This is a genomic window from Microbacterium sp. gxy059, assembly GCF_050958665.1.
Lineage (GTDB): Bacteria > Actinomycetota > Actinomycetes > Actinomycetales > Microbacteriaceae > Microbacterium.
Map to the genome: position 1 here is coordinate 62,610 of NZ_JAMXWT010000011.1, position 16,004 is coordinate 78,613.

Sequence of the window (16,004 nt, forward strand, 5' to 3'; positions counted from 1 at the left end):
CCCGCCGAAAGCGAGACATGATCCGGGAGGCGACTGACTCGTGTCTCACCTTCTGCGGGAATGCGGCCCGTAATCCCGCAGAAAGTGAGACACGGTCCGGCCACCCCCAACCGACACCATCCGGCCGCGCGCCCCACGAACACGGCCGCGCCCGCAGCCGGGGCCCGTCACTCGCGGATCGCGGCTCCGAGCTCCTGCAGCACGGCGTCGCGGGCGTCGCGTCCGCGGTCGCCGCGGCGGTCGAGGAGCGCGTCGACGACCGACTCGATGACGAGCATGAGGGCGGCGCGCGACGTGTGCAGCAGCTCGTCGCGGAACGAGTCTCCCGCGGGCGGGACGACGAGGGCGGCGTCGGCGAGCCGCGTGACGGGGGAGCGGGCGAACGAGGTGATCGCGAGGGTGCCGGATCCGCCGGCGCGCGCCGCCTCGAGCACGGCGAGCGTCTCCTGGTTGGCGCCGGATCCCGACACGGCGACGCAGACCGACCCCTCGCCCAGCTGCCTGGCCGCGATGCGCTGCGCGATCGTGTCGTTCAGCAGCTCGGCGGGCCGCCCCGCCGCGGTGAGGCGCAGCATGAGGTCGAGCCCGAGCGGCGACGACAGCCCGTTCGCGACGATGAGCACGCGCGAGGCGCCGTCGAGCGCGCCGACGAACGCCTGCAGCCCCTCCTCGGTGAGGGCCGAGACGGTGTGCCCGACGTGCGAGGCGAAGCGGTCGAAGGCGGCGCGGAGCGCGCCGAGCATCGTCCCGTCGGCGGCATCTCCCGCGGCGTCGAGCGACAGCTCGCGCGCGACCGCCACCCTCAGCTGCGGGTAGCCGTCGTAGCCGAGGCGCTGCGCCGTGCGCACCACGGTGGCGCGGCCGACGCCGACGTGGTCGGCGAGCTCCTGCGCGGTGCGCTCGACGGCGGAGGCGAGGTCGGCCGCGATGGCGTCGGCGACGCGGCGCTCGCCGGGGTGCATCGACGGCGCGAGCGCGACGATCCGCGCAGTCAGCGGCGCGTCAGCGGATCCTTCCCAGACCACGCGATCCCGGTCCCTCCATGATGCGGCGCCGGATGGCGCCCGAGACGGCGTCGACGAGCATCGTCGCGCCGATCACGACGATGAGCAGCATGCCGACCGTCGCCCACTCACGATAGTTCGTGTAGTTCGACAGCATGCTGCCGACGCCGCCGGCGCCCACGAGGCCCAGCACGGCCGACATGCGGATGCTGATCTCGAACCGGTACAGGGCGAACGACAGCAGCGACGGCAGGGCGGCCGGCCACAGCGCCCAGCGCACGACGGCGAGGCGCCCGCCGCCGGCGGCGCGCACAGCCTCCGCGGCTCCGTCCGGCAGCGACTCGATCGTCTCGTACGTCCACTTGCCCTGCGTTCCGATGCCGGCGATGCCGAGGGCGAGCGCGCCCGTGAAGGGGGTGAGGCCCGTGACGGTGAGGAGGATGAGCGCGATGATCACCTCGGGGACGGCGCGGATCACGGCGAAGATCCCTCGCAGCGTCGCGCGCAGCCAGGCGGGCCCGACGCCGTGCGCGGCGAGCATGCCGAGGGGCACGGAGACCACGACGCAGAGCATCGCTCCGAGCCAGGCCATCGAGATCGAGCGCCACATCTCGAACAGGGCGCGGGGGAGCCTCGCCCAGTCGGGGCTCGAGAACATCAGCGATCCGTACTCCCACGCGGCGGCGGGGAGCCCGAGGAGCGCCGACCAGTCGGCGCCGAGCGTCGCTGTCGCGACGAGGATGAGGATCCCGGCGGCCGCCGCCCAGATCGTCGGGACGAGGCGCGAGGGCGGGGCGGGCGCGGCGATCGGCGTCGTGGCGCGCGCGAGCGAGGCGGCGGTCATGCGATCCTCCGGCGCAGCAGGTGGGAGCACACCTCGATGGCGATCACGACGACGAGGATCTCGAGGATGATGATCGAGACGTCGTCGTAGGCGTAGAAGCCGAAGCGCTCGTCGAGCAGGCGGCCGATGCCGCCCGCGCCGACGATGCCGAGGACTGCGGAGATGCGCACGTTGAGCTCGAGGGCGTAGAGCCACTGGTTGGCGAACAGCGGCAGGTTCTGGGGCAGGGCGAGGGTGCGGTTGAGGCGCCCCTGGGTGGCGCCGGCGGCGCGGCCGGCCTCCAGGTAGGGGTGCTCCGTGGAGTCGATCGCCTCGGACACCAGCTTCACGACGATGCCGAGGTCGAAGAGGAACAGCGTGATGAGCCCCGGCATCGCCCCGACGCCGACGAGGGCGACGAGGATCGTCGCGTAGACGAGGTCGGGAACGGCGCGGATCACGTTCACGATCGTGCGCACGATGCCGCGCGTCACGCCGTTCGGGTTGGTGGGGCGCGCGGCCCAGAGGGTGAGCGGGATCGACACGATCGCGGCCGCCGTGGCGCCGACGAGCGCCATCTGCAGCGTCTCGATCATCGGCCCGATCGTGCGGGGCAGGAACGCCCAGTCGGGCTGCAGCAGCTGCCCCATCTTCTGCGCGCCGTTGCGCCAGTTGCGGGCGATCGCCGCGAGGTCGAGCTCGACGCCGCCGATCGCGGGGAGGCAGGCGAGCACCGTGACGGCGGCGAGGGCCGCGACCACGACGAGGCGCAGCGGCCAGGTGCGGGGCCGGGGCGGGATCGCGAGCCGCTCGGTCGTCACGGCGTCGTCCCCAGCCGGTCCTGCGGCTGGATGCGCCGGCCGTAGATCTCCTCGAAGTCGGCGTCGGAGGCGCCTGCGGCCGGGCCGTCGTAGACGAGCTCGCCCGCCCGCAGCCCGATCATGCGGGTCGTGTAGTCGCGCGCCAGATCCATGAGGTGGAGGTTGACGAGCACGGTGAGGCCGCGGTCGGCGCTGAGCGAGACGAGCTCGGCCATCACGGCGTGCGCGGTCGGCGGGTCGAGGCTCGCGACCGGCTCGTCGGCGAGCATGACGGCGGGCTCCTGCGAGAGGGCTCGCGCGATCGCGACGCGCTGCTTCTGGCCGCCCGAGAGGGATCCGGCGCGGGTCCAGAGCTTGTCGAGCATGCCGACGGAATCGAGCGCGCGGAGCACGATCTCGCGGTCGCGGGCGCTCGGGATCCCGAACAGCGTGCGCAGCGGGCCGGCGCCGGCGAAGCGGCCGACGAGCGCGTTGCGGTGCACGTCGACGCGCTCGGCGAGGTTGAACCCCTGGAAGATCATGCCGACGTGTCCGCGCAGCTCGCGCAGGCGGCGGCCAGACAGCTCGGACACGACGTGCGGGCCGACCTCGACGGATCCGCTGGTCGCGGGAACGAGGCCGTTGATCGTGCGGATGAGGGTCGACTTGCCGGATCCGGACAGGCCGACGACCGAGACGATCTCGCCGGGAGCGATGTCGAGGGTGACGTCGCGCAGGGCGGCGGTTCCGTTCGGGTAGGTGACCGAGACGCGATCGAGGCGCACGGGCCACGACGCGGAGGCCGGGGCGACCCCGGCCTCCGCTCCGAGAGGGACGGACGGGGTCATCCGGCGAACTGCTCGAGGATCTCGCCGTAGCGGGCGATCTCGTCGTCGGCGGTCTCGCTCGTCCAGTCGGAGAGGCCGACGAGGTCGAACATGACGTCCGCGGCCTCGTCCGACGAGTCGGCGTAGTCGTCGAGCAGCGTGGTCAGCTCGGCGACGAGGTCGTCGGGCAGCGTGCTCGACACGGCGACGCCGCCGTTCGGGATCATCTCGGTGTAGGCGAACGCGACGGCCCTGTCGGCGATGTCGGGCACCTCTTCCGCGACCGTGGTGCGCGCGTCCCAGTAGGCGAAGCCGACCTCGGCGTCGCCGTTCGCGACCGCGAGCACGGCGTTGTTGTTGCCCTCGACGGGCACCTGGGTGATGTCGGCGTCGGTGTCGAGGCCGAGGTCGCGCATGGCGACGACGGGGTACTGGTAGCCGGCCGGCGAGGTCGCGGCCTGCAGGGCGACGCGCGCGCCGTCGGCCTCGGCGAGCTTCTCGACGCCCTTCGGGCCCTGGCCGGTCGCGGACGCGCCGACCTCCTCGAGTCCGTTGCAGTACGACAGCTCGATGCCGCTCGCGTCGTAGGTCGCGAGCACGGGCTCGTCCTCGCAGAACGTGTCGGGGTCGTTCGTGTAGGCGACGGCGGCGTACGAGGTCGCCCCGAAGCGCACGTCGCGCAGGATCAGCTCGGCGTCGTACTGCTGGGTCGCCTGGTAGAGGGATCCGGCGTCGGTGATGATGACCTGCGCCTGGTCGGCGCCGAGGGCCTCGACCGTCGCGGCGTAGTTGGTGGCGACGACCCCCTCGACCTCGATGCCGAGGCCGTCGGAGAGGTACGCGGTGAGCGGGTCGAGCGCCTCGGCGAGATCGGCGCCCTCGACGGACGGCACGAGCGAGAGGGTGATCTTCGAGGGCCGCTCGCCCTCGGCCGGCTCGTCGGCGCCGCTGCAGCCGGCGAGTCCGAGGGCGAGGGTCGCGACGGCGCCCGTCGCGATCAGGGTCTTGCGCATGGTGGGTGTCACCTTTCGGAGGGGGTGTTCGTGCCCGGCGGCACAGGACGGTCCGCGTGGGCGCGGGCCCACGCGAGGATCGGATCCGCGAGGTCGGCGAGCGACGCGGCGCGCATCGTCACCTCGGCGGGGGAGGTCTGGGCGGTCGCCCCGACGAGGGCGGTGTCGGCGCCGAGGGCGGCGGCGGGGGCGAGGTCGTTCTCGACGATGTCGCCGACGGACAGCACGGGGCCGTCGGCGAGGGCGCGGCGGATGATCCGCTCCATCCCGGCGGGCTTGCGGGCGTCGAACAGCAGCTCGTCGAACAGGTCGCGCACGCCCCAGGCGCCGAGCACGCGCTCGACGCCGAGGTCGGGGGCGTTGGTCGCGAGCACGACCCGGACGGACGCGGGCAGCGCGGCGAGCAGGTCGCCGAGGCCGGGGGCGATGTCGACCGGCGCGTCCGGGCGGCCGAGGGCGTCGCGGCTCGCGAGGTAGGCGCGCTGCAGCTCGTCGGGGGAGAGGCCCGCCTCGGCGCCGCGCACGGCGACGATGTCGTATCCGTCGCGGAACGCGGTCTCGGATCCGCGCTCGAACCTCTCGATCGTCTCCTCGACCCGTGCGAGCAGGCCGCCGCCGGCGAGCCGCTCCGCCTCTCTCGCGTAGGCCAGCACGGGGCCGTGGCCCACGGCGACGGTGCCGTCGAAGTCGAAGACGATGGTCGATGTCACGCGGTGCGCTCCCTCGGGTTGTGGTCAATGCGTTCACAGTAGCGATGGCTTGTGGACGAAACGACCACCGGGAGGTGAACTCTTGGTGTCGGCCGGTCGGTTGCCGTGGCTGCGGAGGGGCGAATGCACGACGACGCCATTTCTCCGCCCGCCCCGCGCGACACGCCGCTTCGGGCGCGACCGCGCCGAGAAATGGCGTCGTCCTGCACGGGGCGCCGGTGCTGATCCGCGCCTGGTCTGCCACGGACCGCTGCTCTGGGTACCGCGGGGAGGACCCGCGCCGGGTGCGTAGGCGTCCGCGCCGTGTTCCTGTTCGTCGAGGTGCACGACGACGCCAGAATCTGGTCGGGCCCCTGCGACACGCCGCCCCGGCGCCTGTCGCGTCGGGAAGTGGCGTCGTCGTGCACGCACGCGCCGACGAACAACCGGACGGCTGGCGGTATCCACCCCGCGTAGGCTCCCTGTCGTGACCGCCCCGCCCGCCCTCGACGAAGTCCTCGCCTGCGTGCGCCGCGACGCCCGAGAGGGCCTCCTCGACGCCTGGGCCTGGTCGACCGTGATGGACGAGCACGTCGGCGGCGCCGTCGTGGACGAGGAGATCGTGCGCGCGCTGCACGAGACGGCGGGGGGCCGCTTCCGATTCCCCGTCGGGCACGCGGGCCTGCTGCACGTGTACGGCTACCTGTTCTCGACCGTGCGCACGCCGTTCGGGGGGAAGAGCGACCGGTGGAACGACGGCGTCCTCGCGACCCGCCTCGGCCGGGAGCCCGGCGCGTTCCGCCTCGGCGACAGCCCGGACGAGACGCCCCTCGCGCGCGTGACCTCTGCCGGGCTGCCCCTGCTGCTCGATCCTCCCGACGGCGCGGTCGTCCGCGACGAGGCGGTGGGCGGCCTCCGCACCCGGGCGGTCGTCGTCCCGGCGCCCGACGGATCCGGGGTGCTCGTGTCGGGGACGAACGAGAACGACGGCCTGCGCCTCGTCACGCTCTTCCCCGTCGCCGATGCCGAGGCGTTCGCCGCCGACGTCGCCGCGTCGCCCCCGCGACTGCGCTGGAACGCGGCCCCGCGTCCCTGACCGCGGCGCCTCTCCGCCCCGTCGGACGACGGACGGATGAGGCCGTGGGCGGAAGGGGATGAGCCGGGGGATGACGAAGGGTGAAAAAGGGGGTGAGATCCCCCGCATCGCCCGTCACGCAGCCCTCAGGCGCGGATAGCGTCGCCGAGGTCAGAGAGAAGTCCGTCTGCGCTGGGTGCCTTCTGCCCGGCGCAGAGTCATGGGGAGGGATGAATCGGCCGTGCCATTCATCCGCACCATGTTCCTGGACTTCGGCAACGAGGTCGAAAGGAACGACGTGAAAGAAACGAAGCGATGGGGCCGACGCGGCCCCGGGAGCACCGAGGGGGGTGACGGTCGATCGCCCCTCCGGGCGCTCCGTCCTCGGACGCGGGCGCAGGGCTCTGGCGATCGCCCTGGCCTCCTCGCTCGCGGTGCTCGGCGGAGCGGGAGCGGCGAACGCCGTCGAGGCGACGGTGACGCCGGCGCCGAACCCGCCCATGCCCGAGGCGTGCGAGCTGGAGCTGGCGTTCAGCCTCGATCTGTCCAACTCGGTCGACGACCAGCAGCTGCAGCAGATGCGCGAGGGCGTCGCGGAGCTCGCCGAGGGCCTCAGCGAGTACCCCGTGCGCCTTGCGCTGCACAGCTTCGCCTCGAGCGCCCCCGCCACCGGGGCGCCGAGCAACCAGCCGCTGCCGCTGACCGCGCTCGACGAGGCCGGCATCCAGACGGTCGCCGACTGGGTGAACGGGATCCAGCGCCCCGCCTCGCAGCAGGGCGGCACGAACTGGGATCGCGCCTTCGCCGCGGCGGCGGGCGCCTCCGAGCACGACGGCGGCCTGCTGTTCGTCACGGACGGCAACCCGACGCAGTACGGCAGCCCCGCGCAGGGCCCGGGCAGCTCGACCGCTCTCGCCACCATCGACGCCGCCGTCGAGAGCGCCAACGCGTTCAAGGCGCAGGGCTCCCGCGTCATCGGCGTCGGCCTGACCGACAACATCGCCGACGTGGGCGAGTTCCGCCAGCACATGGCGCAGATCTCCCGCCCCGTCGAGGGCAGCGACTACCTCGAGACGGACTTCGAGAACCTCTCGGAGCTCGTCCTGCAGTTCGTCGAGGCCGACTGCGCGATCGACCTGGTGAAGACCGGATCGATCATCGACGACGACACGATTCGCTACGAGTTCACCGCGACGAACAACGGCGGCCGTACGCTGACGGACGTCGCGATCGACGACCCGAAGCCGGGTCTGTCCGACCTCGAGTACAGCTGGCCGGGCGAGCCGCGCGTGCTCCAGCCGGGCGAGTCGGTCACGGCGACGGCGACCTACGTGCTGACGCAGGCCGACGTGAACGCCGGCCAGGTCGACAACACGGCGACCACGACCGGCACCCCGCCCTCCGGCGACCCGGTCGAGGACGAGGACGACGTGACGGTCCCGGTCGACCCGGCCGCGGCGATCGACCTCGTGAAGACCGGCGGGAGCGTCACGGCAGGGATCGCGCTCCTCGCGCTCGTCCTGCTGGTCGCCGGGGCGGAGCGATCCTGCTCATCGCTCGCCGTCGCCGCATGACCGCGTAGCGGTCCCGGCGGAAGAGCCGGTGCTCGGAGGGTCCCCCTCTCCGGGCACCGGCCCTTCGTCGTGCCGTGCGCCCGCGCCTCCGAGCGCGGGGCACGGCGTCGTTGCGCAGCCGACCGGGCGCTCCGGCGAGGCGCACGACAGCGCCCGGGCGAGGCACCGGCGGGATCTCAGCCGGCCGGGGCGACGCCGCCGAACTCGCCGCGGAGGTAGCGCTGGTGGGCGTCGATCGCCGCGAGGGTCGCCGCCGTCGGAGACCGGCCGTCCGCGCCGTGCGCGAGCGGCGTCTCGCCGCGCAGCAGCGCGAAGTTCATCGAGGTGGCGCCCGGGCGCACGACGGATCCGTCCCACAGCACGATCTCGGTGGCGCGCGGCGCGCGCAGGGTGGGCGGGCCGATCCCGATCACGCGGATCGCCGCCCAGGGGATGCGCCGCGTGCGGAGGAACGAGACGACCTCGATGCCCGCGGTCGTCACGCTGAAGCGCTGCCGATACGCGATCACGAACAGCAGGCCGCCGACGACGAGCAGCGCCGCGCATCCGAACGCGACCGACGCGATCGCGATCCCGTTCGCGCGCATCAGCCCGATGCCGAGCGCGACGAGCATCCCCGCGACGGGGACGAAGGCGACGGCGAACACGGCGCCCGCGACCGCCAGACCCCACATCCGATGCGGCGTGCGGAACAGCACGGCGGGCGCCGCGGGCGTCATCGGGGCGTCAGCGGTAGTTCGTGAACTGCAGCGCGACGTCGAGGTCCTGCGACTTCAGCAGGCTGATGACCTGCTGCAGGTCGTCGCGGCTCTTCGACGAGACGCGGATGCCGTCGCCCTGGATCTGGCTCTTGACGCCCTTCGGGCCCTCGTCTCGGATGATCTTGTTGATCTTCTTCGCCACGTCCTGCGCGATGCCCTCCTTGAGGGTCGAGACGATCTTCGCCTGCTTGCCGCTCACGAACGGCTCACCGGAATCGAGGCTCTTCAGCGAGATGCCCCGCTTGATGAGCTTCGACTGGAACACGTCGAGCGCCGCCGTCGCGCGGTCCTCGCTGTTCGCGGTGATGAGGATCTGCTCGCCCGACCACTCGATCGTCGTCTCGGTGCCGCGGAAGTCGTAGCGCTGCTGGATCTCCTTGCTCGCCTGGTTGAGGGCGTTGTCCGCCTCCTGGCGATCGACCTCGGAGACCACATCGAAAGAACTGTCAGCCATGCCCCGAGCCTACTTCTAGACTGGCCGGATCATGCAGGAGCTGACCGCCGACGACATCCGCGCGTCGTTCATCAACGCCGACGATCGAGACCTCGAGCTGCTCGACGTGCCCGTCTCCGCCGCCCTGGCCGACTGGTTCGCCCTCGACTTCCTCGCCTGGCGCGACCCGAGCACGCGGCGCTGCTACGTGATCGTCGAGCTCGACGGGGAGCCCACGGGAATCGTGCTGCGATCGGCCGGATCGTCCTCCCGCGCCCGCAACAGCATCTGCAACGTCTGCCGCACGATGCAGCCGGGCAACCAGGTGGCGCTGCTCAGCGCCCGCAAGGGCGGCGAGGCCGGCGAGCGGGGCGACAGCATCGGCACCTACATGTGCGCCGACGTGTCCTGCCATCAGAACGTGCGCCTCGCGCATCCCCTCGCCCCCGGCGAGTTCCGCGCCAGCGTCGACCTCGCGATCGACCAGGCCGCCCACCGGATGCGGGAGTTCGTGCGCCGCGTGCGCGACGGCGACTGACCGACGCCGTTCCGTCGGAGACCCGGCCGCGGCGCGCTCCGGCGCCGGCCGTCCGCCACCGACGTCGCAGGATCCCCGACAGCGCGGCGCGCGGATCGCTGGAGCAATCGGATAAAAGGTCGCCCTCCCGGTTCGCTAGCCTCGAAGCGAGGCGGGTCTCCGCCGCTCGTCGACCCTCCGGAGGGATCATGTCCGCCCCTGCCCCGACCGTCCTGCGCGCGCTGCGGTCTCCCCGCATGCTGAGCCGCGAGGTGCTCGCGGGGCTCGTCGTGGCGCTGGCCCTCATCCCGGAGGCGATCGCCTTCTCGATCATCGCGGGCGTGGATCCGCGGGTGGGCCTGTTCAGCTCGTTCGTCATGGCCGTGTCGATCGCGTTCGTCGGCGGCCGCGCCGCGATGGTGTCGGCGGCGACGGGCGCCGTCGCGCTCGTCGTGGCCGACGTCGCCCCCACGTACGGCCTCGAATACCTGCTCGCGACGATCCTCCTCGCGGGGGTGTTCCAGATCCTGCTCGCCGTGTTCGGCGTCGCGAAGCTCCTGCGGTTCATCCCGCGCAGCGTGATGGTCGGCTTCGTGAACGCGCTCGCGATCATCGTGCTCATGTCGCAGCTGCCGCACCTGCTGGGGGTGCCGTGGCTCACCTACCCGCTCGTGGTGCTGGGCGTCGTCGTCATCGCGATCTTCCCGCGCCTCACCACCGCGATCCCCGCGCCGCTCATCGGCGTGGTCGTCGTGACGGCCCTCGTGATGATCGTCGGGTGGGATCTTCCCACCGTCGGCGACCAGGGAGAGCTGCCCCGGACGCTGCCCGGCTTCCTGCTGCCCGCCGTTCCGCTCACGGGGGAGACCCTCGCGATCATCGCGCCGTACGCCGCGGGCGTCGCGGTCGTGGGCCTCGTCGAGTCGCTCATGACGGCGAAGCTCGTCGACGACATCACCGACACCCCGTCGTCGAAGACGCGCGAGGCGGCGGGCCAGGGCATCGCGCAGATCCTCTCGAGCCTGTTCGGCGGGATGGGCGGATGCGCGGTGGTCGGCCAGACGATGATGAACGTCAAGATCTCCGGCGCCCGCACGCGCATCTCGACGTTCCTCGCCGGCGTCTTCCTCCTCATCCTCGTGATCGTGTTCGGCGACTTCGTGGCGGGGATCCCGATGGCGGCTCTCGTCGCCGTGATGGTGATGGTGTCGTACGCGGCGTTCGACTGGCACTCCGTGCGGCCATCGACGCTGCGGCGCATGCCGAAGAGCGAGACCGCGGTGATGCTCGTCACGGTCGTGCTGACCGTGGTCACGGAGAACCTCGCGATCGGCGTCGGCGCGGGGATCGTCGCGGCCGCCGTGCTGTTCGTGCGCCGCGTCGCGCACTTCACGACCGTCGCGCGCACTCTCTCGGACGACGGCGAGAGCGTGCGGTACGCGGTGCGGGGCGAGCTGTTCTTCGCCTCGTCGAACGATCTGACGACGCAGTTCTCGTATGCGGAGGATCCGGCGCGGGTCGTCATCGACATGTCGCAGTCGCACGTGTGGGACGCGTCGACCGTCGCGGCCCTCGACGCGATCGAGCACAAGTACCGGCAACGCGGCGCCCGGGTCGAGATCGTCGGCATGAACGACGCCTCCGGCGACTTCCACGGCCGCCTCACCGGCAACCTGCCGTAGGCGGCCGTCACACGCGCGCCCCGTCCGGCGCCCCTGGATACCCTGGGGGAGTGACTGAGAACGCGCGCATGAACGTCGAATCCTTCAACCTCGACCACACGAAGGTGGCGGCGCCGTATCTGCGGCTCGCCGACCGCAAGCAGCTGCCCGCGGGCGACGTCATCGTGAAGTACGACGTGCGCTTCGCGCAGCCGAACGTCGCGCACCTCGAGATGCCGGTGATCCACTCGCTCGAGCACCTGTTCGCCGAGAAGAGCCGCGACCACTCCGACCGCGTCGTCGACTTCTCGCCCATGGGATGCCAGACGGGCTTCTACCTGATCCTGCAGGGGGAGCACACCGTCGAGGAGGTCGCGGACCTCGTCGAGGCGACCCTGCGCGACGTCGCGACCGCCGACGCCGTGCCCGCCGCCAACGAGGTGCAGTGCGGCTGGGGCGCGAACCACACGCTCGAGGGCGCTCAGGAGGCCGCGCGCGCCTTCCTCGACCGCCGGGGCGAGTGGCTCACGGTGTTCGCCGACGGATCCGCGGAGCCTGCGGCATGACCGCTCTCGTCATCCAGGTGGCGATGGAGGAGGAGGCGCAGCCGTTCCTCGACGCCGCCGACCAGGTCAGCGAGCCCGTCGAGATCGGCCGCGCCGTGCATCGCGGGCTCGCGGTCGGCGACGCCACGGTCGTGCTCGTGCGCTCGGGCATCGGCATGGTGAACGCGGCGGTCGCGGCGGCGGGCGCGATCGCGCGCTACGGATCCGACGACGTCGCGATCGTGAGCGCCGGCACCGCCGGAGGCCTCGCCGCCCAGGTCGAGGTGGGCGACGTGATCGTGGCCTCCGAGGCGATCAACGTGCAGGCGGACGCGCGTGCGTTCGGCTACGCGCTCGGCCAGGTGCCGGGGATGCCCGAGGCGTATCCGGTCGACGAGGGGCTGCGCGCGGCGCTCGCCGCGGTCGAGGTCGAGGGCGTCGCGATGCGCGCGGGCGCGATGGGGGCGGGCGACCGCTTCGTCACGAGCGACGCAGCGCTGACGCTGCGCGAGGAGTTCCCCGCGCTCCTGTCGATCGATATGGAGACGGCGGCCGTCGCGCACGCGGCTCTGCTGCACGGGGCGCGCTTCGCGGCCGCGCGCGGCGTGAGCGACCTGTGCGCGCCCACCGCCGACCAGTTCGAGACGCACGTCGACGACGCCGCGGCGCGCTCGGCCCGCGTCGTGCTCGCCGCCCTCGGATCCCTCGTCCGATGACCCTCCGCGCCCCGGCCACCGCTGCCGCTGCCGTGCAGGACGACGCTGATCTGCGGCGTCGGGGTGCCGGATCCGGCGTGTCGGGCCGGTCGGCCCGGGTTCTGGCGTCGTCGTGCATTCGGCGCGTCGGGGCCCGGCGGCTGCGGTGGGCGTCGGCCGTGTCTGTTGCCGTCCTCGTGCACGACGACGCCGATCTGCGGCGCCGGGGCGGCGGATCCGGCGTGTCGCGTCTCCGGCGCCGCGTTCTGGCGTCGTCGTGCATCCGCGTCCGCCGAGAGGGGACCGCTCGATGACCGCGGCGCACCGGATCCGCCTCGACATCGCGTACGACGGCACGGACTTCTCCGGGTGGGCACGTCAGCCGGGGCTGCGCACGGTGCAGGGGACGATCGAGGCCGCCCTCGCGCGGGTGCTGCGCAGCGAGGTGCGGCTCGTCGTCGCCGGCCGCACCGACGCCGGCGTGCACGCGCTCGGCCAGGTGGCGCACGCCGACCTCGACGAGGAGCAGTGGGAGCGCGCCACGGCGCCGCGGAGGGGCGAGGCGACGCCCGCGGATCCCGTGTCGGGGCTCGCGCGCCGTCTCCGCGGGGTGCTGCGTCCGTACGCCGACGCGGCCGTGTCGCGCACCTCCACGGCGCCCGAGGGGTTCGACGCGCGGTTCTCGGCGATCTGGCGGCGGTACGCGTATCGGATCGTGGATGAGACGGCGGGCTACGATCCGATCCGCCGGAACGACACGACGACCGTGCGCGCGCACCTCGACGCGGCGCGCATGGACGACGCCGCGTCGCGTCTCGTCGGGCTGCACGACTTCGCCGCCTACTGCAAGCCGCGGGAGGGGGCGACGACGATCCGCACCCTGCTGGAGTTCGGCTGGCGGCGCGACGAGCGCGGCGTGCTCGTCGCGAACGTGAAGGCCGACGCGTTCTGCCACTCGATGGTGCGGGCGCTCGTCGGCGCCTGCGTCGCCGTGGGGCAGGGGCGCCTCGAGCCGGAGGACGTCTCGCGCCTGCGCGACGAGCTGACCCGCACGAGCGCCTTCGCGGTGCTCGACGCGCGCGGGCTGACCCTCGCCGAGGTGGGGTATCCGGCCGACGAGCTGCTCGCGTCGCGTGCCGATCAGACCCGCGCCCGGCGGGATCCGGGCGAGGTCCAAGGAGGCTCATAGCCTGTCTCTCCCGCAGGATGCCGGATCGGGCATATCGTGAGAGCACGATGCGAATTCTGTCCTATAACCTCCGCAAGCATGCGGCGGCTGGCGAGCTCGACTCGCTGTTCGACCGCTGGGAGCCCGATGTCGTGTGCCTGCAGGAGGCGCGCGTGGAAGACCTCCCGAGCCGTCTCGACGGACTGCGGCTCGCGGCGGCGACGGATCGCAACCGGCTGGGGCTCGCGGTGTACTACAGCGCGAGCACGTTCCGCTTCGTGGAGTCGGTGTCGATGGGGCTCAAGAGGTCTCTGCACGACATCGTGCTGAAGCCGGCGCACGAGCGGCTGCTCGGCGTGCAGCTGCACGACATCGACGCGAATCGCGAGGTGACGGTGGCGTCGTTCCACGCCGCCCCGCTGACCGCCCTGAACTCGCTGCGGCGCACGCAGATCCGCTCGGCGCTGCAGGCTCTCGAGCAGCTGGGGCCGGGCACGCCGACGGTGATGGTGGGCGACTACAACTATCCGGTGTTCAAGGAGCGCCTCGGCGATCAGGTGCGCGAGCACGGCTACGACCTGTCGCTCAGCAACCGGCGCACCTACACGCGGTATCGCTTCTTCAAGGGGCACTACGACTTCGTCACGTCGCAGGGCCTCGCGATCGACGACGTCATGACGCTGCCGCAGGGCACGAGCGACCACCTGCCGATCATCGTCGAGGCCGACTACCGCCGCGGCGGCTGACGCGCGGGATCCGGGATCATCCGGCCGTTTCGCTCTAGTGTGGACGCATGGCTCAGCATCCCATCACGCGCGCGACGGCGAAGTCGTTCGGGCCGTTCCACGACGTCGACATCGAGCTGTCTCCCGGGCTGAACGTCGTCGTCGGCGACAACGCGACGGGCAAGTCGCAGCTGCTGAAGCTGCTGTACTCGTGCACCAAGTCGCTGAAGGACGCGCGGTCGCTGACGAAGAAGGATCTGAACGGCGATCTCGCGTCGAAGCTCGACGGCGTCTTCCGCCCTGACTCGCTGGGGCGGCTGACGCGGAGGGTGAAGGGCAAGGCCAGGGCGGAGATCTCGGTGAAGTACGCGCAGATCGGCGACGAGCTGCGCTTCGGCTTCTCCTCGCACGCGAAGACCGAGGTGGGCGTCGCGAGCATTCCGAATCGCGAGCTGGACGACGAGCCGGTTTTCCTCCCGTCGCACGAGCTCCTGTCTCTCGGATCGACGTTCATCGCCCTCTACGACGCCTACGACACGGGGTTCGAGGAGACGTGGCGAGACACGGCCGATCTGCTCCAGCGACCGGCGCTGCGCGGCCAGCGTGGCGCGGAGGCGAGCGCGCTGCTCCAGCCGTTCTCCGAACTACTGCAGGGCGGATCCGTCGTCGAGTCGGACGGACGGTTCTCCCTGCGGCAGCCGGGCATCGGGAACCTGGAAGCGCCGCTGCTCGCGGAGGGGCATCGCAAGCTCGCGATGATCGTGCGGCTCATCGCCAACGGCGTGCTCCTCGAAGGCGGGTACCTGTTCTGGGACGAGCCGGAGGCGAACCTCAATCCGGCGTCGCAGCGGGCCGTGGCGCACGCGCTGGTGCATCTGGCGCAGAGCGGCGCGCAGATCGTCGTCGCGACCCACAGCATGTTCCTCCTGCGCGAGCTGCAGATGAACGGCGAGACCCTGTCGCCCCGTTACATCGGCCTGAGCAGGCGGCAGGAGGACGACGAGCAGATTGCGGTCGCCGAGGTCGTCGCGCAGGTGACCGATGACCTGGACAACCTCGAGTACGTCGCCGCGCTCGAGGCGGAGGCGGAGCAGGCCGGCCGCTACCTGGCCTGGTGATCCGGATGCCCGGGGAGCAGCCAGGCGAGCTCGAGATCGACGGCACCTTCTTCGCGTTCCCGGATCACTGGGATGTCGACGTCTTCGACACGTGGAACCAGTTCGCGAAAGCCGCGGGCGAGCTCGGTCTGCAGGGCTGTGACGTCGTGGCGTGCGGAGACGGCGCCCTGTGGATCATCGAGATGAAGGACTACACCTACGACGGCGCGGACCAGCCGCAGGATCTCGCGCGCACGGTCGGGCTGAAGGCGGCGGGGACGATGGCGACGCTCTACGCCCTGCAGCGCAGCACCGCGCAGAGCGCGGCCCAGGAGTTCGCGGTGCGGAGTGCGGGGGCGTCGCGGATCCACCTCGTGCTGCACGTCGAGGTCAAGGACGGCGGGCGCAAGGCGAAGCAGATCCGCGCGGTCCTCATGCCGTTGGAGATGAAGCTGAAGAAGGTCGGAAAGGCGCTGGGGCTGAGCGCGTCGTACGTCACGTCGACTCTCGCTCCGGATCCGCGCACGCCGTGGACGGCGCGGCGGGATCCGTCGACGCGCGCACAGCACCGAGACCGCTGAGCTCTCGCGGGGCCTT

The 16,004-nt window shown here is 72.1% G+C and carries 18 protein-coding genes; 10 read left to right on the plus strand and 8 right to left on the minus strand.

The genetic code is table 11. The features are described 5' to 3' along the window. Positions 1–167: 167 nt before the first annotated feature. The 6 genes from NHL53_RS08255 to NHL53_RS08280 are packed head-to-tail and all read right to left on the minus strand — an operon-like array spanning position 168 to position 5,177. Entirely contained in the window at positions 168–1,025 is an 858-nt protein-coding gene (locus NHL53_RS08255; protein ID WP_433776378.1) for a MurR/RpiR family transcriptional regulator, read from the minus strand. Further along, positions 1,003–1,848 (minus strand): phosphonate ABC transporter, permease protein PhnE, encoded by an 846-nt coding sequence (gene phnE / locus NHL53_RS08260; protein ID WP_433776379.1) that lies wholly within the window; start codon positions 1,846–1,848, stop codon positions 1,003–1,005. Before phnE (NHL53_RS08260) ends, NHL53_RS08255 begins: the two co-directional genes overlap by 23 nt. Then, positions 1,845–2,648 (minus strand): phosphonate ABC transporter, permease protein PhnE, encoded by an 804-nt coding sequence (gene phnE / locus NHL53_RS08265; protein ID WP_433776380.1) that lies wholly within the window; start codon positions 2,646–2,648, stop codon positions 1,845–1,847. The genes phnE (NHL53_RS08260) and phnE (NHL53_RS08265) overlap by 4 nt, the downstream gene beginning before the upstream one ends. Beyond that, complete coding sequence (gene phnC, locus NHL53_RS08270) at positions 2,645–3,475, minus strand: phosphonate ABC transporter ATP-binding protein (protein WP_433776381.1); 831 nt, start codon at positions 3,473–3,475, stop codon at positions 2,645–2,647. Before phnC ends, phnE (NHL53_RS08265) begins: the two co-directional genes overlap by 4 nt. Then, entirely contained in the window at positions 3,472–4,479 is a 1,008-nt protein-coding gene (locus NHL53_RS08275; protein ID WP_433776382.1) for a PhnD/SsuA/transferrin family substrate-binding protein, read from the minus strand. Before NHL53_RS08275 ends, phnC begins: the two co-directional genes overlap by 4 nt. Further along, the gene (locus NHL53_RS08280; protein ID WP_433776383.1) at positions 4,476–5,177 is read right to left on the minus strand and encodes an HAD family hydrolase; all 702 of its coding nucleotides are present in this window, start codon (positions 5,175–5,177) and stop codon (positions 4,476–4,478) included. The genes NHL53_RS08275 and NHL53_RS08280 overlap by 4 nt, the downstream gene beginning before the upstream one ends. A gap of 466 nt (positions 5,178–5,643) precedes the next feature. Here NHL53_RS08280 and NHL53_RS08285 point away from each other — a divergent pair, with 466 nt between their 5' ends. Continuing rightward, positions 5,644–6,252, plus strand: a complete 609-nt coding sequence (locus tag NHL53_RS08285; RefSeq protein WP_433776384.1) for an amino acid deaminase — start codon at positions 5,644–5,646, stop codon at positions 6,250–6,252. 329 nt (positions 6,253–6,581) lie between these two features. After that, the gene (locus NHL53_RS08290; protein WP_433776385.1) at positions 6,582–7,805 is read left to right on the plus strand and encodes a DUF7507 domain-containing protein; all 1,224 of its coding nucleotides are present in this window, start codon (positions 6,582–6,584) and stop codon (positions 7,803–7,805) included. Between the two features lie 176 nt (positions 7,806–7,981). Here NHL53_RS08290 and NHL53_RS08295 read toward each other — a convergent pair whose 3' ends face one another. Further along, positions 7,982–8,524, minus strand: a complete 543-nt coding sequence (locus NHL53_RS08295; protein ID WP_433776386.1) for a PH domain-containing protein — start codon at positions 8,522–8,524, stop codon at positions 7,982–7,984. Positions 8,525–8,531: 7 nt separating this feature from the next. Beyond that, positions 8,532–9,020 (minus strand): YajQ family cyclic di-GMP-binding protein, encoded by a 489-nt coding sequence (locus tag NHL53_RS08300; RefSeq protein WP_433776387.1) that lies wholly within the window; start codon positions 9,018–9,020, stop codon positions 8,532–8,534. 31 nt (positions 9,021–9,051) lie between these two features. On the opposite strand from NHL53_RS08300, the gene NHL53_RS08305 reads away from it, so the two are divergent. The 8 genes from NHL53_RS08305 (at position 9,052) to NHL53_RS08340 (ending at position 15,988) form a co-directional block, all read left to right on the plus strand. Continuing rightward, positions 9,052–9,537: an FBP domain-containing protein gene (locus NHL53_RS08305; RefSeq protein ID WP_433776388.1), complete on the plus strand. Its 486-nt coding sequence runs from the start codon at positions 9,052–9,054 to the stop codon at positions 9,535–9,537. A 188-nt stretch (positions 9,538–9,725) separates the two neighbouring features. Continuing rightward, complete coding sequence (locus tag NHL53_RS08310) at positions 9,726–11,198, plus strand: SulP family inorganic anion transporter (RefSeq protein ID WP_433776389.1); 1,473 nt, start codon at positions 9,726–9,728, stop codon at positions 11,196–11,198. Positions 11,199–11,248: 50 nt separating this feature from the next. Then, positions 11,249–11,743 (plus strand): S-ribosylhomocysteine lyase, encoded by a 495-nt coding sequence (locus tag NHL53_RS08315; protein WP_433776390.1) that lies wholly within the window; start codon positions 11,249–11,251, stop codon positions 11,741–11,743. After that, on the plus strand, positions 11,740–12,438 hold the full coding sequence (gene mtnN / locus NHL53_RS08320; protein WP_433776391.1) for a 5'-methylthioadenosine/S-adenosylhomocysteine nucleosidase: 699 nt from the start codon (positions 11,740–11,742) through the stop codon (positions 12,436–12,438). Before NHL53_RS08315 ends, mtnN begins: the two co-directional genes overlap by 4 nt. A 289-nt stretch (positions 12,439–12,727) precedes the next feature. Next, positions 12,728–13,606: a tRNA pseudouridine(38-40) synthase TruA gene (truA, locus tag NHL53_RS08325; RefSeq protein WP_433776392.1), complete on the plus strand. Its 879-nt coding sequence runs from the start codon at positions 12,728–12,730 to the stop codon at positions 13,604–13,606. 47 nt (positions 13,607–13,653) lie between these two features. Further along, positions 13,654–14,331 (plus strand): endonuclease/exonuclease/phosphatase family protein, encoded by a 678-nt coding sequence (locus NHL53_RS08330; RefSeq protein WP_433776393.1) that lies wholly within the window; start codon positions 13,654–13,656, stop codon positions 14,329–14,331. A gap of 47 nt (positions 14,332–14,378) precedes the next feature. Further along, positions 14,379–15,428 carry an AAA family ATPase gene (locus tag NHL53_RS08335; protein ID WP_433776394.1) on the plus strand — a complete coding sequence of 350 codons (1,050 nt, stop codon included), beginning with the start codon at positions 14,379–14,381 and terminating at the stop codon, positions 15,426–15,428. Positions 15,429–15,433: 5 nt separating this feature from the next. Beyond that, positions 15,434–15,988 (plus strand): hypothetical protein, encoded by a 555-nt coding sequence (locus NHL53_RS08340; RefSeq protein ID WP_433776395.1) that lies wholly within the window; start codon positions 15,434–15,436, stop codon positions 15,986–15,988. Positions 15,989–16,004 lie beyond the last annotated feature (16 nt).

Bases quoted from the DNA above. Each gene is read 5' to 3' on its own strand.
- phnE (WP_433776379.1), bottom strand. From the start codon at position 1,848: ATGACCGCCGCCTCGCTCGCGCGCGCCACGACGCCGATCGCCGCGCCC.
- phnC (WP_433776381.1), bottom strand. From the start codon at position 3,475: ATGACCCCGTCCGTCCCTCTCGGAGCGGAGGCCGGGGTCGCCCCGGCC.
- NHL53_RS08295 (WP_433776386.1), bottom strand. From the start codon at position 8,524: ATGACGCCCGCGGCGCCCGCCGTGCTGTTCCGCACGCCGCATCGGATG.
- NHL53_RS08300 (WP_433776387.1), bottom strand. From the start codon at position 9,020: ATGGCTGACAGTTCTTTCGATGTGGTCTCCGAGGTCGATCGCCAGGAG.
- NHL53_RS08305 (WP_433776388.1), top strand. From the start codon at position 9,052: ATGCAGGAGCTGACCGCCGACGACATCCGCGCGTCGTTCATCAACGCC.
- NHL53_RS08310 (WP_433776389.1), top strand. From the start codon at position 9,726: ATGTCCGCCCCTGCCCCGACCGTCCTGCGCGCGCTGCGGTCTCCCCGC.
- mtnN (WP_433776391.1), top strand. From the start codon at position 11,740: ATGACCGCTCTCGTCATCCAGGTGGCGATGGAGGAGGAGGCGCAGCCG.
- truA (WP_433776392.1), top strand. From the start codon at position 12,728: ATGACCGCGGCGCACCGGATCCGCCTCGACATCGCGTACGACGGCACG.
- NHL53_RS08330 (WP_433776393.1), top strand. From the start codon at position 13,654: ATGCGAATTCTGTCCTATAACCTCCGCAAGCATGCGGCGGCTGGCGAG.
- NHL53_RS08335 (WP_433776394.1), top strand. From the start codon at position 14,379: ATGGCTCAGCATCCCATCACGCGCGCGACGGCGAAGTCGTTCGGGCCG.
- NHL53_RS08340 (WP_433776395.1), top strand. From the start codon at position 15,434: ATGCCCGGGGAGCAGCCAGGCGAGCTCGAGATCGACGGCACCTTCTTC.